Annotated in this window: 20 protein-coding genes and 1 pseudogene; 15 read left to right on the forward strand and 6 right to left on the reverse strand. The window is 41.3% G+C overall.

Features of this window, described 5'->3' with window-relative positions; all coding sequences use genetic code 11:
• The 11 genes from K8S13_RS07015 to K8S13_RS07060 all read left to right on the forward strand — a co-directional run.
• Window positions 1-198: hypothetical protein (locus tag K8S13_RS07015; protein ID WP_291461515.1), on the forward strand; the 198-nt coding region annotated here is incomplete at its 5' end.
• The gene (locus K8S13_RS07020; RefSeq protein ID WP_291461516.1) at window positions 191-1045 is read left to right on the forward strand and encodes a nucleotidyl transferase AbiEii/AbiGii toxin family protein; all 855 of its coding nucleotides are present in this window, start codon (window positions 191-193) and stop codon (window positions 1043-1045) included. The genes K8S13_RS07015 and K8S13_RS07020, both read left to right, overlap by 8 nt.
• Window positions 1046-1058: 13 nt before the next feature.
• A complete protein-coding gene (locus K8S13_RS07025) occupies window positions 1059-2702 on the forward strand; it encodes a glycosyltransferase family 4 protein (RefSeq protein ID WP_291461517.1) in 1644 nt (547 codons plus the stop codon).
• Window positions 2703-2802: 100 nt separating this feature from the next.
• Complete coding sequence (locus tag K8S13_RS07030) at window positions 2803-3012, forward strand: type II toxin-antitoxin system HicB family antitoxin (RefSeq protein ID WP_291461519.1); 210 nt, start codon at window positions 2803-2805, stop codon at window positions 3010-3012.
• 1 nt (window position 3013) lies between these two features.
• Window positions 3014-3238 (forward strand): type II toxin-antitoxin system HicA family toxin, encoded by a 225-nt coding sequence (locus K8S13_RS25635; protein ID WP_367172545.1) that lies wholly within the window; start codon window positions 3014-3016, stop codon window positions 3236-3238.
• A 112-nt stretch (window positions 3239-3350) separates the two neighbouring features.
• Window positions 3351-5765, forward strand: coding sequence for a tetratricopeptide repeat protein (locus tag K8S13_RS07035; protein WP_291461520.1), 2415 nt, complete (start codon window positions 3351-3353; stop codon window positions 5763-5765).
• Between the two features lie 13 nt (window positions 5766-5778).
• Complete coding sequence (locus K8S13_RS07040; RefSeq protein ID WP_291461521.1) at window positions 5779-6333, forward strand: polysaccharide biosynthesis/export family protein; 555 nt, start codon at window positions 5779-5781, stop codon at window positions 6331-6333.
• An 8-nt stretch (window positions 6334-6341) separates the two neighbouring features.
• Window positions 6342-7562 (forward strand): hypothetical protein, encoded by a 1221-nt coding sequence (locus tag K8S13_RS07045; protein ID WP_291461522.1) that lies wholly within the window; start codon window positions 6342-6344, stop codon window positions 7560-7562.
• Between the two features lie 19 nt (window positions 7563-7581).
• Window positions 7582-9189: a Wzz/FepE/Etk N-terminal domain-containing protein gene (locus tag K8S13_RS07050; protein ID WP_291461523.1), complete on the forward strand. Its 1608-nt coding sequence runs from the start codon at window positions 7582-7584 to the stop codon at window positions 9187-9189.
• A gap of 24 nt (window positions 9190-9213) precedes the next feature.
• Window positions 9214-10008, forward strand: a complete 795-nt coding sequence (locus K8S13_RS07055) for an AAA family ATPase (RefSeq protein ID WP_291461524.1) — start codon at window positions 9214-9216, stop codon at window positions 10006-10008.
• Window positions 10009-10011: 3 nt separating this feature from the next.
• A complete protein-coding gene (locus tag K8S13_RS07060) occupies window positions 10012-11127 on the forward strand; it encodes an AAA family ATPase (protein ID WP_291461526.1) in 1116 nt (371 codons plus the stop codon).
• Window positions 11128-11259: 132 nt separating this feature from the next.
• Here the strand turns inward: K8S13_RS07060 and K8S13_RS07065 are convergent, their stop codons facing one another.
• The 6 genes from K8S13_RS07065 to K8S13_RS07090 all read right to left on the reverse strand — a co-directional run bounded on the left by K8S13_RS07065 (window position 11260) and on the right by K8S13_RS07090 (window position 17622).
• Entirely contained in the window at window positions 11260-11685 is a 426-nt protein-coding gene (locus K8S13_RS07065; protein ID WP_291461527.1) for a putative toxin-antitoxin system toxin component, PIN family, read from the reverse strand.
• Complete coding sequence (locus tag K8S13_RS07070; RefSeq protein WP_291461528.1) at window positions 11672-12166, reverse strand: helix-turn-helix transcriptional regulator; 495 nt, start codon at window positions 12164-12166, stop codon at window positions 11672-11674. The genes K8S13_RS07065 and K8S13_RS07070 overlap by 14 nt, the downstream gene beginning before the upstream one ends.
• A 221-nt stretch (window positions 12167-12387) precedes the next feature.
• On the reverse strand, window positions 12388-14163 hold the full coding sequence (locus K8S13_RS07075; protein WP_291461530.1) for a Na/Pi cotransporter family protein: 1776 nt from the start codon (window positions 14161-14163) through the stop codon (window positions 12388-12390).
• Window positions 14163-16139 carry an NAD(P)(+) transhydrogenase (Re/Si-specific) subunit beta gene (locus K8S13_RS07080; RefSeq protein WP_291461532.1) on the reverse strand — a complete coding sequence of 659 codons (1977 nt, stop codon included), beginning with the start codon at window positions 16137-16139 and terminating at the stop codon, window positions 14163-14165. The genes K8S13_RS07075 and K8S13_RS07080 overlap by 1 nt, the downstream gene beginning before the upstream one ends.
• Window positions 16136-16435 carry an NAD(P) transhydrogenase subunit alpha gene (locus K8S13_RS07085; protein WP_291461534.1) on the reverse strand — a complete coding sequence of 100 codons (300 nt, stop codon included), beginning with the start codon at window positions 16433-16435 and terminating at the stop codon, window positions 16136-16138. The genes K8S13_RS07080 and K8S13_RS07085 overlap by 4 nt, the downstream gene beginning before the upstream one ends.
• A 32-nt stretch (window positions 16436-16467) precedes the next feature.
• Window positions 16468-17622, reverse strand: a complete 1155-nt coding sequence (locus K8S13_RS07090) for an NAD(P) transhydrogenase subunit alpha (RefSeq protein ID WP_291461535.1) — start codon at window positions 17620-17622, stop codon at window positions 16468-16470.
• A gap of 417 nt (window positions 17623-18039) precedes the next feature.
• Here K8S13_RS07090 and K8S13_RS07095 point away from each other — a divergent pair, with 417 nt between their 5' ends.
• The 4 genes and pseudogenes from K8S13_RS07095 to K8S13_RS07110 form a co-directional block, all read left to right on the forward strand.
• Window positions 18040-20085, forward strand: a complete 2046-nt coding sequence (locus tag K8S13_RS07095) for a response regulator (RefSeq protein ID WP_291461537.1) — start codon at window positions 18040-18042, stop codon at window positions 20083-20085.
• 51 nt (window positions 20086-20136) lie between these two features.
• Window positions 20137-22212, forward strand: coding sequence for an SLC13 family permease (locus tag K8S13_RS07100; RefSeq protein ID WP_291461539.1), 2076 nt, complete (start codon window positions 20137-20139; stop codon window positions 22210-22212).
• A 125-nt stretch (window positions 22213-22337) separates the two neighbouring features.
• Entirely contained in the window at window positions 22338-22826 is a 489-nt protein-coding gene (locus tag K8S13_RS07105; RefSeq protein ID WP_291461541.1) for a response regulator, read from the forward strand.
• A 354-nt stretch (window positions 22827-23180) separates the two neighbouring features.
• Window positions 23181-23767: pseudogene (locus tag K8S13_RS07110) on the forward strand (two-component sensor histidine kinase); the annotation flags it as partial.

The raw sequence follows: 23767 nt of genomic DNA on the forward strand, positions 1-23767 counted from the left end.
AGGGCATTAATGGATCTGGTCTGTTTTAGAAAACTTTCCTGGGAAGGCATGGACTGGCTTTTAGAAGGCCTGCGAATTGATATGGAATCATTGGCCGGCATTACCGGTAATGATATTAAAATTTTGAAACTGATTTACAAACATAAACGAGTACAATTATATTTATCTTCTCTCACCGGGGAATTAAACTTTGATTGATTTGATCCAGAAAAAATTAGCTGCCTACGGTGCGGCAAATCAGCTGGAAGAAGAGTATGCCATTAAAGAAATTTTACAGGACATTGCCTTATATGGTCTGTGGCGCGCTGGATTTTTTGAGGTGGCGGGATTCCAGGGAGGTACCAGTCTGCGGATTTTATATGGAATGACAAGATTTTCCGAAGATCTTGATTTTATATTAAAAGTACCTGATTCTGAATTTGTCTGGCCTGTTTACCTTCAGGGTATGCTTGATTGTTTTGAGGAATTTGGATTAAGGTCAGAGGTATTAAACAAAAGTAGAATGGATCAACGGGTAAAAAAAGCCCTGATCAAAAATAACTCAATCTGTAATCAGCTCAATTTGTTATTTTTCAGAGGCAGCCCGAAAAAAACGCAAAAAATCAAATTAGAGATTGATGTCGATCCGCCGAATAATTCCGGTTTTGAATATACTTACCTGGATTTTCCTCTTGATTTTGAAGTCTGCCATCAGGATTTGAGCAGTAATTTTTCATTAAAAATCCATGCACTGCTTTGCAGGCCGTATCTGAAAGGCAGGGACTGGTATGATTTTAGCTGGTATGTAAAGCAAGGTGCCCAAGTCAACCTTCCACATTTGCATGCGGCCTTGTTTCAGTGGGGACCATGGGCAAATCAGAAAATAGATCTAAATATAAAATGGCTGAAACATCACTTGACCCAAAAAGCAGCCCGTATCGACTGGCAGACTGCAGCAATTGATGTTCAACGATTTCTCAGACCGTCGGAGCAGCATAGCCTGAGCTTGTGGAGTAAAAAATTTTTTATGCACAAAATAGAAAAACTCAGTTCTGAACAGGGGTAAAATCGACCTGAATATGTTTTTATTTACAGTATTTATTCTTTCGTTATTTTTAACCATTGCCCTGGTGCCGGTGTTCAAGCGCCTGGCATTCAGGATGCATATCATGGATGTCCCGGATGAAAGGAAGGTGCATGTTGTACCTATGCCCAAAACCGGCGGCATTTCCATTGCTATGGGTGCGTTTATTCCCATGCTCTTATGGGTGTCAAAAGATGATTTCGTCAGCTCTGTGCTGATTGGTTCGATCATTATAGTTGTTTTTGGGCTTGTTGACGATATCAGACCATTGAGCGCAAAGCTGAAGATCCTTCCCCAGATTGCTGCAGCTTTGATTGTGATTTTCTTTGGTGGTGTGGAGATTACCTGCCTGGGTGAACTGGCACCGACGGACTGTATCCTGCCCTGGTTTGTGTCTGTTCCGTTGACCCTGCTGGTTATCCTGGGTGTAACCAATGCCATTAATCTTGCGGACGGTCTGGACGGGCTTGCAGGGGGAATTTCCATGCTCAGTTTTATTTTGATCGTGTTTTTGGCATACCAGTCCGGAAACACTCAGATTGCCATCATGGCAATGGCCATGGTGGGTGGGATTGCAGGGTTTTTAAGATTTAATACCCATCCTGCGGTTTTGTTCATGGGGGATGCCGGCAGTCAGCTTTTAGGATTTTTATCCATTATTTTTGCCATTGTCCTGACCCAGGCAAATACCCCTTACAGCAAAATTCTTTCTTTACCTCTTATTGGATTTCCTATTCTGGATACCCTTACTGTTATGGTCGAACGAATTGCTAAAAAGCGATCTCCATTTTCTGCCGACAAGAATCATTTCCATCACAGGCTTTTGCGATTTGGATTTTTTCATACCGAAGCCGTGCTGAGTATTTATATTATCCAGGCCTGTTTTATTGCCATGGCCCTGATATTCCGGTTTTATTCAGACTGGGTACTTGTTTCGGGTTTTCTGATCATGTCTTCTGTGATTCTTTTATCCTTTTATATCGCCAGGGTAAACGACTGGGAGTTTAGAAGAGACGGCAGTTTTGACACAGTGGTTAAAAAACGCCTTAAGGTTTTTAAGGAAAAGAACATTTTTATCAGGATCTGTTTCGGGGCGTTGAAATATGGATTTCCCCTGCTTCTGGCTTTCCAGATCATGATACCCAGACAGATTCCAATTTATTTATCCATTATTGCCATCTGCCTGATTGTTTTGATCGGGGGAAGTTATTATTTAAATTTTATTCGGTTTAGAGAGCATGTTTTAAGGTTTGCCACCTATCTGATTGTACCTTTGCTGGTTTATCTGGCAGAGACTGATCCCGCATTGTGGATAAAAAGTTCCTGGCTTGAGGCGAATAATATTGCTTTTATTGGTCTTGTTTTATTTGTTGTTTTTACAATGAACCTGACCCGGCGGATAAAGGGATTCAAGATCACACCCCTGGATATCCTGGTATTTATAGTGATTTTAGTGTTCCCAAATTTGCCGTCCATGCATTTGCAGGGGTTTGATGCCGGTATAACGCTTGCAAAGGTGCTGGTATTGTTTTTCAGCTTTGATGTTCTCATCGGCGAATTAAGAGGTCATTCTGGTTTTCTGGCAAAGCCGTCTATTTGTATTTTGGCTATTCTGGCTGTAAGGGGTTTTATTGGCTGAATCTTTAAAATATTGAATAATTATGTAAATATGTTATATTATTTTTATGCTTGTTAGAAGGTGTTAATGAACTTAGAGAATATTTATAAGGAAACATATAATGCAAGTATTCACAGCAGTTGTGGAGAGATGCTCCGAGACAGGTCTTTACGTGGGCTTTGTCCCAGGTTTTTCTGGAGCCCATACTCAGGGTGAGACCTTGGACGAACTCAACAAGAATTTAAAAGAGGTCATTGAGATGCTCCTTGAGGATGGTGCTCCAAAGTTGGAAACCGAATTCATTGGTACACAGACAGTCAAGGTAGCTTGAAATGGGTAACATTCCAGTCCTGAGTGCGAAGAAAATTGCTTCTATCTTGGTACAGCTTGGCTTTCAGGAGGTGCGCCAGCATGGTTCTCATAAGCAATTCCGACACATTGATGGACGAGGTACAACTGTTCCCTTCCACTCTGGTAGAGACATTTCCCCAATTTTATTCCGGAAAATTTGTAGAGATATTGGACTCTCAGTGGAAGAGTTTATTCAAAATCGGTAATCCAGATAGAATCCACCGCATCCAGGTGACTTTTTCTGCAAAAATATAATCAAGATTGATAAAAACTTTGTGCCATTGTGGCTTTGTGCAAGAATTAAAAAAGGAGTAATAGATGAAATCGTTTTTTTGTAAACCGCTGATTTTTATTTTCATATCTGCACTTTTGATGCTCTTTATGGGATGTTCAAGTCCTGATGATAAAAAGCAGGCGTTTATTGATAAAGGAAATCAACTGTTTGAGCAGAAAGATTTTGTAAAAGCAAGACTTGAATATAAAAATGCGATCCAGATTGATCCGGAATTCGCACAGGCATATTTCCTGCTCGGGAAGACCGAACTTGCATTGAAAAATTTCAAGCAGGCTTATGGGATGCTGTTAAAATCCGTTGAACTGAATCCTGACAACATTGAGGCACGCATTATACTTGGTAAAATCCTTTTGGGTGGAAAAGCCCTGGACAGGGCTCAAGAGCAGGCAGATGCCGTGCTGGCAAGGGATAGCGGACATATTGACGGCAATCTTTTAAAGGCATCCATCCATTTTGTAAAAAAAGAATATGATAAAGGAGAGCAGATTCTTCAGGATCTTTATAAATCCGGGTCGTCTTCAGCAGATATGTTTGTGATGCTGTCTTCCGTGGCAAGGCTCAGGCAGGACAAGGAGCAGATGCGGGAATACCTTAAAGAAGGGTTGGGGAAAAATCCTGACCACGTTCCCCTTCTTTTGAGCCTGGCCCAGCTGGAGGCAAACGAGAAAAATTTTGATGCAGTTGAATTAAACCTTCAAAAAGTCATTGAACTGAAACCGGATGTGATCCTTTACAAGCTGAATTTAGCCAAGGTATTTCTGGCCCAGGGGAAAAAAGAATCCGCAGAAAAGGTTTTGAATCAGGCCCTGGTTGAAAACGGTCAGGATGAGAAGACAAGGATTGGTATTGCAAGTTTCTGGCTGTCTGCAAGGGAAGTCAAAAAAGCGGAAAATTTGATCAAGAAAGGCCTGCAGACAAGTCCTGACAGTTTTACTTACAGGCTGTTTTTAGCAGAGGTCTATGCCAAGACCAGACGAATTGATGATTCTGAAATGATTCTGCGTCAGGCCCTTGAATTAAATCCGGATCCTGCTCATCCCGAGATTATCAAAACAAAGATTGCACTGGCAAAGATATTATTGGTCAAGGCCAGGCTGACAGAGGGAGAGCAGCTTATTGATGAAGTAATAGAAAATGATCCCAAAAACGTGGATGCTCATTTTCTTAAAGGAAAACTCTATCTTTCCAGAAATGACGGCACTAATGCTGTGCCGGAATTCAGGCTAGTGGTAGAGGACAGGCCCCAGGTGGTAGAAGGGCATTTGAATCTTGCCCAGGCTCATACGCTGAACAAAGAATATAATCTGGCAGCAGACGTGCTGGAAAAAGCATATGCGAAAATGCCCAAGGCGGATGTTCTTTTAAAGGGCATGGCAAGGTTGAATATATTGAAAAAAGATATGGATGCGGCAGAAGCCAATCTCCACATGGCTGTTAAGGCCAACCCGAAAAACCTGCAGTCAATTGTTGATTTGGGTGATTTCTACATGGCATCAAAAAAATACAAAAAAGCTTTGGAACAGTATCAAATCATTATAGGAAAAAAACCTGACCTGGCTCAAGGGTATCTAAAGATTGCATCAGTATACAGAATTCAAAAACAGAATAAAAAAGCCTTGGATGAATTGAAAACCGGGTATAAGAAAAATCCGGATTCAGCCCTTATGGTGACGAGTCTTGCAAAATTGTATATTGATGATAAAGATTATGCTTCAGCCATCAGGCTCTGTAATGCCCGTCTGGAAAAGAATAGGCAAGAAGCATATACCTGGAACCTGCTTGGAAGTGTTTATCTGGCAAAAAAAGAGCTTGCAAAAGCACAGGTGGCTTTTGAAAAAGCTGTGGAAATCAAGCCTGCATGGGGAAAACCCTATGACAATCTTGCCCGGATTTATCTTGCCCGGGGAGAAAAACACATTGCAGTTCAAAAATTTAAGGCTGCCCTGGAAAAAAATCCTAAGAACAGGGCGGCATGGATGATCCTTGGGAGTATTTACGAGAAAGACAAAGAATATGAAAAAGCAGTTCAAATCTATGAACAGGCATTTGAAAAAAATCCGGGATTGTGGGCTGCGGCAAACAATTATGCGTTTATTAAATCTGAGTTTTCAAAATCCGAGTCTGATCTCCAGCGCGCTATGGAGTTTGCAAGAAAGGCTGAAAAACTCAATCCCAATGCCGGTGTAGTCCTGGATACCCTGGGCTGGCTTCAGTTTAAGATGGGCAATATAGATGAAGCTTATGTCAATGTCCGAAAAGCCATTGAACAGCATCCGGACAATAACATGCTTAACTACCATATGGGAATGATCCTGGACAAGCAGGGAAAAACCAAAGAAGCCAAATTATACTTTGAAAAATCCCTGGTTTCTGATAATGACTTCTTAGGCGCACAAATCGCAAGAAAGCTTTTGAATGAATATAACACCAATAACTAATGTTGGGAGGCTTATGAAACGAAAAATTGTAATTCTGACAGCTGCTGTATTTTTGTTTGCGGCAGCAGTTTCTGCTGCATATGCCGGGGATTACAGGATCGGACCTGGCGATGTTCTTGATATCTCAGTATGGAAGAATCCGGATTTGACAAAACAACTGGCTGTTCTTCCGGATGGCATGATTCACTTTCCACTTGTCAAGGAGCTTAAAGTGGGAGGCATCACAGTTAATGAGTTGGAAAAGATGCTGGTTGACAAGCTGAAAAAATATGTGCCTGAACCTGATCTTTCCATCAGTGTTGTCCAGGTAAACAGCATGATGATCTATGTTATTGGAAAGGTGAATCATCCCGGCAGATTTTCAATCAATACAAATATCGATGTGATGCAGGCTCTGGCTGTGGCAGGGGGGCTCAACCCCTTTGCTAAAGAAAAAGAAATCGTTATTTTCAGAAAAAGGGATGGTAAAACAATCAGCTTCAATTTTAATTATGAAGAGGCTTCCGAAGGTAAAAATCTTGCACAGAACATCATGCTGGTACGCGGTGATGTGATTGTGGTCCGATAGGAGATGCCATGATAAGGTTTAAGTTTAGTTGTATGACAACAATCCTTTTGTGTTTTGTTCTGTCATTGCCGGTATTTGCCGAACCTGGTAAAATAGTGCCATTTGTTTCCATCAAGCAGGAGTATTCAGATAATATCCTTTTTAGCAGCAGCAATGAAGAAGAAGACTTTATCACAACGGCTACAGCCGGTGTGATCTATTTTTATGATAGTGAGAGAGTTGATGCAAAATTGGATGGTCGGCTGTACCACCTGTTTTACTGGGACAATGACCAACTGGATTCAACGGACGGGTCAGTATCCGGTAACTGGGATTATCAGGTTACCGAAAGAGTCGGTGTGGGTGCCGCAGCCAACTATAGAAATGATTCCAGGCGGGATATGGATACGAATATAACAGGCTTGCTTTTATCCGGTGACAGGGAAGCGGTAAATTTTTCCGTTTCATCAAACTACATGTTTTCTGAAGTAACAAGGGGTGAGGCCACTTTTACATACGGATGGGTTGAAATAGATGAAATCAATGACGATGAGGACAACGATACCATAAGGCTGAATCTTTCTTTTTCAAAAAACTTGTCCAAAACATTTAAAAACACCATGGGGTTGCTTGATTTCAGTTATCTGCATTACACTGCTGATTTGGAGAATATTAGTACTGCAACACCAGGCATGACCACCTACCGGGATTTTACGTCTGATGTACTGCAATTGTATACCGGTTTTTCGCGGGATATAACTGAATTATATAATGTTTATCTCCAGATCGGTGCCAGTTACACAGATACAACAGAAAGTCAGAGGATAAATCAGACCATTCTGAAGGACCAGAGCACTTCAAGCTTTGGCGGAGTACTGGCATCAGGATTGAACTATGACGGTCTTTATTATGATGTTGGTTTTTCCATTTCCCATGATGTGAGGGGTGGTTCAGGCACGAACGGTACAGTCGAACGGTCAGCCGTTTCACTGGGAATTGACAGAAAAGTTTCAGATGATTTTTTTATTACATTTGACACGTCCTGTTACTTGAACCGGAACGACCGGGAAACCCAGGCAGACCTGGATGAATTGACGATTAATATCCAGCCCGGTTTCAGGTACAAGTTTTTCGATACGTTCACACTTACCGGAGTTTACCGATATACAATAGTTGAAAACAGGCAGAATGATACCACAAGCGAAAGAAACATGGTATATCTTATGATCCGAAAAGATTTTGACTTATAAATATTGTCGAGGAAAATGAATGGAAGAAAACGTATTATCACCAAATGATTATATAAAGATATTAAAAAGAAGGATCTGGTCTCTGATTATCCCGTTCATGATGATTGTGATCATTGCCGGGGCTGTGGCCCTGTTGCTGCCTCCGGTTTATAAATCAACCTCCACCATCCTGATTGAACAGCGTGAAATTCCGGCTGAATATGTTACATCCAGCATGACGACGTTTGCAGAACAACGGATGCAGAGCATTAACCAGCGGGTGTTGACATCATCCCGGCTCTTAGAGCTGATCAATAAGTTTGATCTTTATGCAGACCAGAAAAAGAAAAAAACAATCGATGAAATTATTGCAAAGATGAGGGAGGATCTTGTTCTTGAGCCGGTTAATGTTGAAATCGCTGACAGGAAATCCGGCAGAACGGCAACTGCAACCATCGCTTTTACACTTTCCTATGAAGGAAAGGAGGCCCAAAAGGTTCAGCGGGTTGCCAATACCATTACATCCCTTTTTCTTAAAGAGGATTTAAAAGTAAGAAAACACCAGGCATCCAGTACATTCGAGTTCCTGGAAGCGGAAAAAGAGAAGGTCCGGGGAAAAGTAGCTGAATATGAGAAAGCGATTGCCGAGTTTAAGAAGCAGAATGCCCAGTCCCTTCCTGAATTATTCCAGATGAACATGCAGGCCATGGACAATCTTCAGCGCAATATTGACGGGGCAAAGGAAAACCTTCGGGCTTTAAAGGAAAAAGAAAGCGAACTGGCAGAGCAGCTGACCAACACACCCGTGGATCTTGAGTCAACCATGCCCCAAAGAGAAATCAAGGAGGATGATGAACGGCGGCTTGAAGCCTTGAAGATGGAGTTGATAAATTTGAAAACCAAGTTTTCCGATTTGTATCCGGATGTAAAAAAACTTAAGCAGGAAATAACAGAACTGGCTGTAAAGGTCGAACAGTCTAAAAAGGAAAAAGAGGCGGAAGAAGCAAGTAAAAAAGACGAGGCCATTAAAAATCCTGCCTATGTAACCCTTTCTTCACGGCTTGCAGGAATCCGGTCTGATATTGGCTCTGTAAAAAATAATTTAAAGGACCTTAAGAAAGAAAAAGATATTTGCAAGGCAAAACTTACGGCAACACCAGGGGTTGAAGAAAAGTATAGCGCCCTTTTGATTGAACGAAATATTTTAAAAAGCAAATTTGCCGATCTGCAGGCTAAAATGATGGAGTCCCAGGTGGCTGAAGAGCTCGAGTCAAAGCAGAAAGGAGAGCGATTCACCCTTGTTGAGTCTGCGCGCCTGCCTGAAAAACCGTATAAACCCAACAGGCTTGCCATTATGCTTATCGGTATTGTTCTGGGTATTGGTGCCGGCGTGGGATTTGCTTCAATTGTTGAATTTTCAGATACCTCGTTCAGGGATGGGGAAGCCCTTGCCCGGGCAACCGGATTTCCAGTTTTGACGGAAGTGCCCAACATTATTACCCGGGAAGATAGAATGAAAAGAATGATCAAGCGGCTGGTGATTTTTTCTGCCATTGTTGTGATAATTGTGATCAGCATCTTTTTGTTTGATACATATGTTATGGATCTTGATGTACTCTGGGCTAAGATCATGCGCAGAATCTCATAAAAAGCACAGGAGACTAAAAAACAAATGAAATTAAGGAAAGCGCTTGATAAAGCCAGGGATACCAGGAACAGTGAATTTGAACAGACTGCGGCCCAGACGGTGACCGGGACTGCACCTGTAAAAGATAAAAATGTCTGGGCTCCACCTAAATATACGAATTCAATTCAATACAGGATGGACCCGGATGTTGTGGAAAAAAACCGTGGTGTCAGTATAAATCCTGATGCCAAAGAAATCGAGCAGTACAAGATTCTGAGGACGCGGATACACCAGCAGGCCAAGAACCGGAAGATGAATACCATCATGATTACAAGCCCCAATAGAAATGAGGGGAAAACCGTCACTGCGATAAACATGGCATTTACCTTTGCCAGGGATCTGAAACAGACGGTTCTTTTGGTCGACTGTGATTTTAAAGGTCAGGATATCCATAATTATCTGGGGATTGACAGCAAATTCAGTCTGATTGATTACTTTCTGGATGATACACCATTAAACGAACTGATTATATGGCCGGGAATCGAAAAATTGACCCTGATTTCCGGTGATCGGACCGTTTATGATTCTTCAGAACTGCTATCGTCTGAAATGATGGAAAAACTGGTACTGGAAATGGGGACACGGTATGATGACCGATATGTTTTTTTTGATGGTGCACCTATATTGGAGCGTGCTGAGGCCATTTCCATGGCACCGATGATGGATGGGATTATTATGGTGGTTGAAGCCGGTAGTACATCCAGGAAAGATGTTCTAAAAGCGGTCTCACTGCTGCCAAAAGATAAGTTCCTTGGGTTTGTCCTCAACAAACAGGAATAGTCCATGTATAAAGAATTTTACGGGTTTAAGGAAAAACCATTTAACCTGGTCCCCAATCCGTCTTATCTTTTTTTAAGTAACAAGCACGCCAATGCTTTGAGTTTTCTTGAGTATGGTCTGACGGAAAAGGTGGGCTTTGTCATGCTGACCGGAGAGATCGGTATTGGAAAGACAACCATTGTTCGCTATCTTTTGAACCAGATTGAATCAGATATGGATGTGGCTGTGATTTTTAACACCAATGTGCTTTCAGATGATCTGATTAATTTGATATTGAGTGAATTTGAAATTGAGTACGACGATGGCATTACCAAGGCTAAGGCTTTGGCATTGCTCTATGAGTTTCTAATAGAAAAATACTCAAAGGGCAGAAAAGTCCTCTTGATCATTGATGAAGCTCAGAATTTGTCCGAAGATGTTCTGGAGGAAATCCGCATGCTGTCAAACCTCCAGACAGATGAGGAAATGCTTTTACAGATCATGATCGTAGGACAGCCGGAACTCAGGGATAAAATAAGTGATCCCAAACTTGAGCAGTTTGCCCAGAGGATTTCCGTCAGTTATCATCTGTCTGCCATGACCCTTGAAGAAACCGGGGAATATATCGCCTACAGGCTTGAGAAGGCTGAGGGAAAGCCAGAACTTTTTTCCCTGGATGCTGTAAAAAAAATATACGAGATGTCCACAGGCATTCCCAGGACGATCAATCTTTTGTGTGATGCATCACTTGTGTATGGATATGCCGATGAAAAACAGGCAATAGATTTAGACACTGTGGATATGGTTGTCGAAGACAAGGGCGGTATGGGAGTCTTTACCAGAAACAGACTCAAGCAGAATTCAGTACAGGCCGGTTCATCCACAGCTGCACACAAAGCTTCACAGGACGATTTAATCAAGAAAATTACTAATGTTGAAAATCATTTTTCCCAGTTAAAGGAATTTTACCATAACTATATCAAGGAAATGGAATCAAGGGCGCAATTTTGCAGGGATGAAATGGTATCAGAGCTGAAAAGCTCTATGACCAGGGAAAAAACAAGAAATGAAGAATTGCTGCTCGAATATGGAAAACTTAATGAAAGGTATCGTCTTCTCCTTAGAAAATTCAGAAAATAAAAACTAAAACATCATCAGACAAGAAAAAGGCAGGAGAATGTGAAGTTTCCTGCCTTTTTTGTTGTGAAACAATATGTAAAAATTCGGGGGAAGCAACATTGGCCATCACTGGAGGTCTAAAAAGGGATATTTTTAACCTGCTTTATTCACAAAAGTAGTGGCATCAATAATCTGTATCCGCTGAAAATGTTTGATATTCCGCAGGTGTGGATCCCTTGAGACGATATAATCCGCGTTGCCCTCCAGGGCACAGGCAATGAACATGTCGTCTTCGGGATCCAGAGAGATACCGTCAATATGATATGTGTTTTTGGTAACCATGGCATTTCCTATGATCATGCCTACAAACTCATCAATATTTTGTTTTGAAGGATTAAACCGCTGGACGATGTGGGGATAATGTAAAACCTCATACAATTCTCTCAGGATCGGTTTTGAGGTCACCATGGTAAATGCATTGTCTGCTATCAGATCCCGCATTTTTCTGGCTATCCCTTGTTTTGCAAAAGCGACACTGACCACTACGCTGGTGTCAATAACCGCTTTAAGAATGGGCATATTTTTTTGTCCTTACCGCTTCCACTGCTTCATCAATAACATCGTCGATATTGTCCTGAGAATAGTCTTCTGCACCTTTTGCAAGCCTGTCGGTAATATTTCTAAATCTCTCTGACCAGGATTCTTCTGCCTTTGGTCTTATAACCTTTTCGATCTGATGCTTCACAATGACGCCTTCAAGAACTTTTTTAACCACATACTTTTCATCCTCACTCATTCCGGATATGGACTCAAACTGTTCCAAGAGTTCACGGTCAATAATCTTGTTTTGTGCCACGCCGGTGGCTTTATTAAAGACCATCTCATCTATGGAGACACCGAGTACTGAGACCAGTTTTATGATGGCATCAAGTGATGGTGTGGATTTATCTGTTTCATAACGTCTGATTTGAGAAATGGCAACGCCACTTATTTTTACAAGTTCTTCCTGTGTTAATCCTTTTTCTTTTCTGACTTTTGCGAGATTTTTTCCAAAAGACATATCGCCCCCTTCTGGTATGCATAATGTTTTGTATAAATTGATTTTATTATACCACATGTTTTTAAATATCTTTTCAAAAGATGGCTTGATATTATAATATCTCATGTGCTATTAAAAATATCTAATAAGACATCAATCTTTTTTTTATGCTTTGGCAATATTTTTTTGGCGGCCTTTTAGCGGGGTATACTGAAAATGATTTTACTACCGGCAGATGTTTTTCACGGGACTTCTGTTATGTCTATATTTTCGTCGTCTTTCTCCTTTTCAGGGGTACTGCCAATATAAGTCTGGGCAATATTTGCAGAATATAATAGAATCTGTTTCATAAGATCCATTAGTTCCATATGGACTCTGCTTGTTCCAACAGACTCTTGTTTTTCAGAGATAATTCTTTCAAGATGCGCAGCTCTGTATTTGGCTTCCAGATCAAGATATTTTTTTTCTTTTTTTACAATATGATATGCAATCTTCAGGTCAGTTGAAGCAAACGCTTTGCGTATTAAATTTATCTGTTTTAAAACTTTGCTCTGATAAATTAAAAGTTCTTCTTTGCCTTCATCGCAAAAATCATAATGGAGGCCTTTTTTTTTGGTTATTAAGGGGATCATATTCCTATGAATTATATCTCCAATACTTTCCATGTCTTTTACAATGGAAACCATGCCAAATACTTCCCTTACCTGTTCTTTAGTTATATTACGCCGTGCTATTCTGGCAAGGTAGGCAGTGATTTTTTCTTCTAAAAAATCTATTTTTTTTTCACGCAGATCAATGCCCTCAAGAAGCGAAAGTTCAGGAAATATTTGATCTCTTGTTGGAACTTCTTTAATAAGCAGTCGTGCGTCTTCATCTTGGCCTGCTTGTTTTGCGATATATTTTTTATCAGAAATAAAAGGGATTATTATAGCATTTAGCATCCTGCCCAGAAGATTTGCCATGCGTGATATTTCTAAACGAACCAGATCAATTGCAAGCACCGGTGTTTCAAGCATAGCATCATCAATGTGGAATGTGACAATTTCAAGATTTTTTTTCTTTTCTTTTTTCGGGAAAATATAATAAATGATTTTAGAAAAAAATGAAATAAAGGGAAGGAAAATCAAACCGATACTTACATTAAATATAGTATGAGCATTTGCTATTTGTCTTGCTGTCCCTGAATCAAATTGATTTGCTAAAATTCTGATTATATCAGCAAATTGCGGAATCCAGAAAACAAACAGACAAACACCTGCAATTTTGAACATTACATGTGCAATAGCAACACGTTTGGCTTCCCTTGAAGCACCGATCACTGCAAGTCCTGCTGTAACACAGGTGCCGATATTTGCACCAAAAATAACAGGGATGCCTGCTTCAAGGGAAATAAGCCCCTGTTGTGCCAGCACTATAAGGACACCGGTTGTCGCACTGCTGGACTGGACAATCGCAGTAAACCCTGCTCCTATTATAATGCCCATAAAAGGGTTTTCCATGTCTTTCATTAAGTCAATGAATGGAGCATATGTTCTCAAGGGCTCCATTACATCGCTCATGAGCTTCATTCCAAAGAATAAAATTCCAAATCCCAGAATGATATCTCCAATATCTTTTGGCTTTTTGGTTTTGGCGAGCATCTTAAGAAGAAAACCAATGGCTACCATAAGAAGGGCATAATCCGTAAGTTTAAATGCAACCATCTGGGCTGTAATGGTGGTTCCAATGTCTGCCCCTAATATTATACCCATGCACTGAACTAAATTTAAAAGGCCTGCCTGGACAAAGCTCACAAGCATCACAGTCGTAGCGCTGCTGGATTGGATAACAACGGTTACAAAAGTTCCCACAATAAGAGCGACGACACGATTTTTTGTAAGAGAAGCAAGAATTGAACGCATTTGATTCCCAGCTGTGCCTTTCATGCCCTCGCTCATTTTCTCCATACCATAAAGGAAAAAAGCAAGTCCGCCTGCAATTCCAATAAATATGTTTGCCCATGAAAAGTCTGCCTGCATCAATTTTCTGCCTTTAATGCATGAATCAATTCATTTGCCGTTAACGCTGCATCACCCAACATCATTATTGTTTTCGGGTTCTCATATAAGGTGTTCTCAACTCCGGAATAGCCCGGGTTTGCATCAAAATTGCAGATGATTATTTTTTTTGCATCATGTGTCATCAGTATCGGCATTCCGGAAATAGGAGTGCCTTCAGTCTCCATTGCTGCAGGGTTTACCACATCACAGGCACCAAAAACAAGAACAACATCTGTTTGTGAAAATTCAGGATTGATTTCATCCATCTCGCAAAGTTGGTCATAATCAACTTCTGCTTCAGCAAGAAGCACATTCATGTGCCCGGGCATTCTTCCGGCCACCGGATGAATGGCAAATTTCACTTGTGCACCCATTGATTCAAGGATTAATGACAGCTCTACCACTTTAAACTGCGCCTGTGCCAGAGCCATCCCATATCCCGGGATAATAATAATTTTTTTGGCTGATGACAATGCAGTTATGGCTGAATCCAAAGGGGACTTTTCAGAGGATTCTTCAATAGCAGGGGGTGTCTCTGAAAGAGCTTCATTCAATTGGCGAATCGTTTCCTTGGCATCTCCGAGAAGCAAAAGGGTATTATTGTTTTCATACAAAGGATTTTCAACACCTGAGTATCCGGGTTTGTCATCCAGATTGCAGCAGACAACATTTTTTGATTCATGGGTAAGTAAAATAGGCATACCGGATATGGGTGATCCGTCAGTTTCTATGGCTGCGGGATTCACCACATCACACGCCCCGATAACCAGGGTAAAATCAGTGTCCTTGAATTCAGGATTTACGGCATCCATTTCGTAAAGATTATCATAGTCAACCCCGGCTTCAGCAAGAAGCACATTCATATGACCCGGCATTCTTCCGGCCACCGGGTGAATGGCAAATTTTACATCCTTGCCCATGGAAAGCATTTTATTTGAAAAATCAATCACTTCAAACTGTGCCTGGGCCACGGCCATGCCATAGCCTGGGACAATAATGATCTTATTTGCTTTCCGGGCAAGTTCAACCGCTTTTTCAAAGTTATTTTTTTCAATGGATTCATGCTTTACTTCCTTTTCAACCGGCTCTGTAACTTGGGTTTGCTCCTTTTCAACCGAAGGTTTGTTCAGGGATTCTTCAACAGGAACAAAAACCCTGAAAAGACTGCGATTCATTGCCTTGCACATGACGTGAGTCAGTATTGATCCTGAAGCCGCCACAGTAGCGCCGCAGGAAATCAACAGCTTGTTTTCAATAATCATGCCGCAAAAGGCCGCAGCCACTCCCGCAGTGGCATTTAAAAATGAAATTAAAACCGGCATATCAGCTCCGCCAATGCGGATGGAAAAAATAATTCCAAATAAAATTGACAGGAAAATGATCAGAATATAAAGGAATATCCGGCTGCCCATTGGCGCATACACTGATGCAATGATCAGTACGATAATGCCGATAAGGTTTATCATGACAAGCCAGGTGTGCTTTGGAAGCATGAGCGGGGTCTGGCTAAGCTTGTTGGACAGTTTCCCGCCCGCGATCATGGATCCGCTGAAAGTCAATGATCCGATAGCAAGGCCTAAGAGACCGGAAATCTCATTCACCATTCCAAGGTGTTGAGATCCCCGCATCAGCTCGGCAAGGGAGAGAAAAAAAGCGGCAACCCCTCCGGCACCATGCTGAAAGGCAACCATGGCTGGAATCTGGATCATGGTAATTTTCCTGGCCACCCATATTCCTACAGCAGAACCAATTACAAGAGATAACACCACAATATAGGGATACAGGGTACCGCTTCGATAAAGAACAAGGCCAGCTGCACAGGTTAAAGCAAAAGCCGCGGTAAGATTACCGAACTTTGCCCTGTGGGGCCAGTGAAACAGCCAGATCCCTAATATAAGGATACCGATGACACAAAAATCCAGGGATAGATTCAGGGCAGAATATGTTTCAGTCATGACCCTTTGGCCCCCTCTTCTTTTTTCTTAAACAGTTTTAACATCCTGTCAGTAATTGCAAACCCGCCCACAAGGTTAAAGGCAGCCATAATAAAAGCGATGGATCCTATAATCTGTTCGGTTCGGGTTGATGAAACTGAGAAAAGAATCAAAACCCCTAATATAGTGACGGCAGAGATGGCATTTGTCATGGACATCAAAGGTGTATGAAGCAATGTGGGGATTCTGGAAATCAGAAAATACCCCACTACAAAGGAAAACAGAAAAACGCCTGCCATCAATAAAAGATTTGTCATTGGTTTACTCCTGGAAATTTTGCATGATCATTTTAACCCATGGCCTTGAGAGTACCTTCATGATAAAGTTTACCCTTGTGCGTAACAAGGGAATTTTTGATGATTTCATCATTCATGTCAAATTCATCAGCCCCGTTTTTAAACAGGTTCTCAACAAAATAATAAAGATTATTGGCATAGAGCCATGAAGAATGAACCGGCAGGGAACCGGGTATATTTTTAATCCCGCATATGTAAACGCCTTGATGAGTTAATTCTTTTCCAGGATCTGTCATTTCACAATTTCCGCCCTGATCAATGGATACATCAATGATAACAGATCCGGGTTTCATTGTTTCAACCATTTCTTTCGTGATCAGATGCTGGGCAACTTCCCCGGGCACAAGGGCACTGAGAACTATGATATCAGATTCTGCAACCAAAGGGGCCAGTGCCTGTCTTTCCTTTTCAAGCCATTCCGGCGGAAGTGCTTTGGCATACCCGCCTTCTCCAAGGACCAGCTCTGACGGAGCATCAAACCCCACCACCTTGACGCCTAAGCTCTCGGCCTCTTTTTTTGCATCCGGCCGGATGTCAACCGCCTTGACAATACCTCCCAGTCTTTTTCCTGTTGCAATTGCCTGAAGCCCGACAACACCGGTGCCTATCACTAAAATATTGGCCGGTTTTATCATCCCAATGGACGTACCGACCATGGGAATGAATTTTGGAAAATTTGCGGCTGCGATAATAATAGATTTATAGCCGGTTATGGCACTCATGGATGTCAACGGATCCATGCGCTGGGCTCTTGAAATTCTGGGAATACCGTCCATTGTGAATGTGGTGATATTTTTGGCTTGCATTTTTTTCACATCCCCATGATTTGAAGGGGCAGCCGGATGCAAAAAAGTAATAAGAATCTGGTTTTCCTTTAGCATGTCAATCTCATGCTTATTGAACTGATCATTAAACAATGGTTCCTTGACTTTCAAAATAACATCTGATTTGTCAAAAACCTCTGCTGCATCTCCTGCAATCTGCGCCCCGGCCTTCCGGTATTCTTCATCGTCCGTAAAGGCACCGGCACTCGCCTTTGTTTCAACAATCACATCAAATCCCAGTTTTTTAAATTTTTCAATGGTTTCAGGAAGTGCTGCAACCCTGTTTTCCTTGTACATTATTTCTTTGGGTATTCCAATTAACATGATTTGTCTCCTTTTATTATTCATAAATCCTGAGTCTTTCAAAATTCATCATTCATATCTTCTCATATGAATGAAAATCATAAAAGCGCAATAAATCTTTTTTTAGGGAAACACAAGATATTTTTATATCATCTGCAATAAAAGTTTTACCTTGCTTTTTACAACCTGTAAAAAATACCGACATAATTATATTTAATTGTAAAAAATACTGACACAATGCCATTTTTCTAAGGTTAACTATTGATTCCATTATACTGATATTATTCTATATTTTTAGATAGTTAATACTTTTTGCTGACAAATTTATATTTGGCATAAAGATTGCTCTTTGAAATTAGGGGAATCAGGGAAGTCATGGAAATCAGTATAATGGGCTGAATCTGAATTTAGCAGGTGATGCAGAAAGGCAAAAGACAAATGACAAAAATAAATATAATGCTGGTGGATGATGAGGAAAGATTTCTTTCTACCACTAAAAAACTTTTAGAAAGAAAGGGCTATACAGTACAAACCGCTTCAAGTGGCATACAAGCACTTGAAAAATTAAAAAATCACCATATTCAAGTTGTTATTTTAGATGTCAAAATGCCGGGTATGGATGGCATTGCAACCTTAAAGAAAATCAAACGTGATTTTCCTTTGATTGAAGTGATTATGCTCACCGGACATGGTACGGTGGAATCTGCTGTTGAAGGCGTCAAGTTAGGAGCGGCAAATTATCTGGTAAAGCCGGCTGACATTGATGATATTTCCCAAAAGATTCAGGAAGCCTTTGCGAAAAGACAAACCATCGGCGTACAAACCGATAAAAGAAAACAATATTTTAAAAAACTTAGAATGCAACTGGGCGTTGGACTCCTAGCGGCTTTTATGCTGCCCTACGCAGCATTTTTTGCCTATTTTCAAATCCAGTTCAGCTCAACATTGAAAGATACCGGACGGCTTAATCTGGAAGCACTTTCAAACAGCAAAAAAAATACGATTGACCTTTTTTTACAGGAACGGGTTGTTAATATTTTCAGTCTCTTTCACAGTGTTGATTTCAGCCTTAATCCTTCCCAGAATAAAATGCATCATTACCTTCAGGACTTAAGACAGGTTAATGATGCATTCATTGATGTCGGATTTCTCAATCCAAAGGGAATTCAGACAGGATATGCCGGCCCCTTTCCCTATCTTCAGGGCAAAAATTACAGCAATGAAATCTGGTTTAAAACCCTGCTTGATCAGGAACGGCACTACTATATCAGTGATATTTACCTGGGGTTCAGGAAAAAACCACACTTTACCATTGCCGTCAGGCAGATAATTGACGGGAATCCTTATATTATGCGGTCTACACTGGACCCTGATAAGTTTTATATGTTTTTACGTTCCATCAGTCGTGGAAAAGATGTCGAATCCGCCATTATTAATAAAGAGGGGCTGTACCAAATTGTTGATCCGGACAGGGGGGAACTGCTTGGCAAAAGCGAGTATATTCCTTCGCAAACCATTGAATCCGGAGTAAAGGAGATCAATAATAACGGTGATCCCGTCCTCATTGGGTATGCATGGTTGAAAGAAACGCCCTGGGCGCTGATTGTCCGGCAGCCTTTGAATATTGCTCACGCAGGGATGTATCAGAGCAGACGGGTTATGACGATTATCCTTGCATTGGTCTTTTTTTGCATTGCAGCAGGAATATGGTTTGCAAATGGCAGACTGCTAAGGAATGTCCAGGTTGCTGCTGAAAAAAGTGAGGAACTGAAACATCAACTCTTTCATGCATCAAAACTTGCTTCTGTTGGAGAACTGGCCACCGGGGTCGCCCATGAAATAAACAATCCGCTGGCCATCATCGTTGCAACCAGCGGGGTTGTCCGCGATATGCTTGATCCTGAATTTAACGTAAATCCAAGTCCTGAAGAAATCATTAAAGAGATTGATATCATAGATTCAGCGGCTTTCAGGGCAAGAACCATCACCCGGCAGCTATTGGCTTTTGGACGTAAAAATGAATCAAAGCTTACGCCCTGTAATGTAAATGAGGTTCTGGATGATGTAATGAGCGGACTCAAAGAACGCGAGTTTAAAGTAGCAGATATTGAAGTTCTGCGTGAGTATGATCCCGGTTTGCCGGAAATCATGCTGGATCATGACCAGATCCGCCAGGTATTTTTGAATCTTATCAACAATGCAGGTGATGCTATTTCAGGGCCCGGTAAAATTACGATTACCACCAATAGAAATGACCGGGATATACAAATCACAATTAAAGATACTGGAAAAGGAATGTCTGCTGAACAGCTCAGTGAGATATTCAATCCTTTTTTCACTACAAAAGAAGTGGGGAAAGGAACCGGGCTGGGTCTCAGTGTTTCACTTAATATTATAGAATCACTGGGTGGCGCAATCGATGTCCAGTCCTTAGAGGGTGCTGGAAGTTTATTTATGATATCACTGCCGATTCGCAGGGCTTAATGAAATAATATAATTTTTTTTACATTTTAATCTTAACCAGAAGGAAGGACTATGGAAGACCAAAAAATCACAAATGGGAATAACAAAAAATTGAAAGTATTGTTGATTGATGACGAAGACCGGTTCCGGGAAAGTCTGGCAAAGCAGCTGAGCCTTAGAGGATTCGATGTTCTTGATGCAAGCAATGGTGAAGATGCCATAAAAATAGTCCGTCATGATAATCCTGAAGTGGTAATCCTTGACCAGAAGATGCCCGGGATGGACGGGATTCAGACCTTAAAGGAAATAAAAAAACTGCGGCCCGAAGTCCAGGTGATCATGCATACCGGCCATGGCAGTATTGAATCAGCCAGGGTTACGGGAAAATTTGATGTATTTTCTTACCTGGAAAAGCCTTGTGCCCTGGATGACTTAATTAAAGAAATCAAGGCGGCAGCTGAGGAACGGGTTTATGCAATGGCCAGAAATGAAATCCCCGACGTACAGGGAACAAGTCTTAAAAACTGGCTCATCGGTGTACAAAATGCCCGTCCCGGAATAATTCTTCTTGGGGCCATTCTTTTTCTAACCATGGTGTTTATACCAGCACCACAGCAGTTGACAGATTTTTTGTCTGCAAAGAAAACCGGTAATCTCAGTGAAAGCATTGCCGGATACGCAGAATATCAAAAAATGGAAAAAGGCCAGACAATTGTAGAGTACTATGGTAAAAAAGCAAAATTGTATACCAAAACAAAAGCCGCTGACGGGAAAGTCACAAAAACAGCTCCCGGTGTGGAGAAAATAGCTTTTAAGGCAAAGGTGATGATTGGTGTATTGATCGTTGCCGCCCTTTTCTGGGCAACCGGCGCTGTTCCCATAGGCATTACCGCTCTTCTTGTGGGCGTGTTAATGTATTTTTTCGGGGTTTTTCCCCCCAGCATGGTGGCCAAAGCATATGCAAAGGATTCGGTAATTTTTATCTTTGGTGTGCTTGCATTTGCCGCTGCCATCAGCAAAACAGGTCTGGATCGTCGGATTGGAATCCTTTTGCTGGGAACCAGCACATCCCTTCGCAGGTTTGCGCTTATCTTTGCACCCCTTCTGGCCGTAACAGCCTCTTTTCTTTCCGAGCATGCTCTGGTGGCGTTTATTGCTCCGATTTTAATGCTGGTATACATGGGAACAATACAGGCAGCCGGTATAAAAAAAGACAAGGGACTGGTGGTCATGCTGCTGTTAATGCTGACATTCTGCGCCAATATAGGAGGGCCCGGATCACCTGCAGCAGGCGGTCGTAATGCAGTAATGCTTGGTATTTTTTCAGATTACGGCATTAGCATCTCGTTTGGCCAGTGGGTAAAAATGGGGCTCCCCTTTGTGCCGGTAATGGCGCTTACCATTGCTACATATTTTCTTGTTGTTTTTAGAAAGAAAATCAAGGTTAAAGATGTCAATGTTGCAGCCCGGGTTAAACGGGAAGGGGAAAAAATCGGCAGGATGACTTTGGACGAATATAAAGCTGCAGCAGTTCTGATACTTGTTATTGTGTTGTGGGTGGGTTTTTCCGATAAAGTCGGCATGGGAGGGCCGGTTATTTTATGTCTGGTTCTCTTAAATATTTTAGGCATTCTGCGCTGGAAAGATATCAACGGTATCAGCTGGGATGTTGTGGCACTTTATGCTGCGGCAAGTGCCATGGGTGTGGGTCTTGCCTCCACCGGTGCTGCGCTCTGGCTTGCAAACACTTTTATTTCCATACTTCCTGATTTCCTAAGAAGTGGAACCGGGCTTTGTATGTCCACAAGCCTTATTACCGGTATTCTGACCAATTTTATGAGTGACGGAGCCACTGTGGCTGCAGTTGGTCCCATAACCGTGCCAATGGCTACCCTTTCCGGGACATCGCCGCTCATGGTCGGGCTTGCTACAGCATTTGCTTCGTCTTTTGCTCATATGCTCATCATCGGCACACCTAACAATGCGATTGTTTACAGTCTGGCAAAGGATCCTGAAACCGGAGAGCAGCTGGTTACAATGAAGGATTTTTTCGTTCATGGCTTTGCTGTTTTTCTTCTGAGTATGGCAGTGTTGTGGATATGGGTATTTTTCGGCTATTGGAAATGGTTGGGAATAGGCGGTGTTTAAAAGAGTCGGCTTGCTGTGTGGGAGCATATTTGGGTTGTGATAATAAGTGCCATGGAAACTTTCCCGGCCGAAAATGCTCCCACACGGTTTTTTAAGATTGATGGTCACGTAAAAGGAGTGATGACATGGAAAAAGAAAAAATAAATTTATTAATAGTGGATGATGAAGAACAATTTCTGGCATCAATCACTAAAAGCCTGGAATTAAGGGATTTTAATGTGATTGCGGTGAACAGAGGTGAAAAGGCCATTGAGGCTGCAAAAAACAATCCCATAGATATTGCCCTTGTGGATTTGAAAATGCCGGGAATATCCGGCGAAGAAACTTTAAAATTGCTTAAGCAGGAACATAAATGGATGGAAGTCGTCATACTGACCGGCCACGGTGCTGTCGATTCTGCGGTTGAGTGCACAAAAAGCGGTGCATATTCTTATCTGCAAAAACCCTGCGAGCTTAATTCACTTCTTTCTGCCCTGCAGGATGCATATAAAATGAAAGTGATGAACAAAAAGAAAATTGAAGAAAAAAAGATGAATGAATTGTTAAATATCTCCTTTTCCAGCAGCCCAAGGGAAATTCTTCGCAAGTTAAGGGAAATGGACCAAGGGGACTGATACCGGTCCGTCACTTATCGACTAGCATGAAGAACATGAAGAAAACTAATAATTTCTTCGTGTTTTTCATGATCTTTATGGTTAAAATATTTTCAATCTATTTAAAGCAGCCAAAGCATGGCCCCACAATAAATTCCTCAAAATTCAAAATTCTCATCTAAATTTATTTACAATTTGGAAAAAAACCTGACACTTTTTTGAAAATATTTTTTCTTGCCCTCAAGCTTTAAAAATAAAAATATCTTTTATATTTCAAATACTTATATTTTTTGTTGTATTTAGAATCAACCCGGCATCATAGTTGCTCTTAGTCTTTGACAGAGTATCGGATGAATATAAAAATAAGGGTACGTCATGGATAAAAACGGTCACGAACGTAAAGAAAAAGAAAATCGGCTCAAACGATCCATTTTAACTAATATGATCATCGTTCCATTTATTCCTTTTTTACTGGCCATAGGTGTCAGTTTTTACTTTTTCACCACGGCACTTGAAGATAAGACCGTCAACAGTTTAAACCGAATAGTGGGAGATCATAGAGATATGATCGAGTCCTTTTTGATAGAACGTAAATCAGACCTTGAATTCATCACAAACACTTACGATTTTGAAGAAATTAACGCTGCCAATGCCATTAATACCATATTTGAAAATTTAAAAAACCGGTCAGGTGCGTTTATTGATCTGGGTCTGTTTGATTCCCGGGGCATCCACGTAAGATATTCCGGCAAGTATCAATTAAAAGGAAAAAAATATAAGGATGAGGTATGGTTTGAAAAAGTAATGGAAACCGGAACCTATATCAGTGATATTTTTTTAGGATATAGAAATATTCCTCATTTTATTATTGCAGTTCGCCAGGGCAGCGGGAATAAAACCTGGGTACTCAGGGCAACCATTGATACACAGTATTTTTGTACGCTGGTATCAAAGGTGAGAAT

It is taken from the genome of Desulfobacula sp., assembly GCF_021107415.1.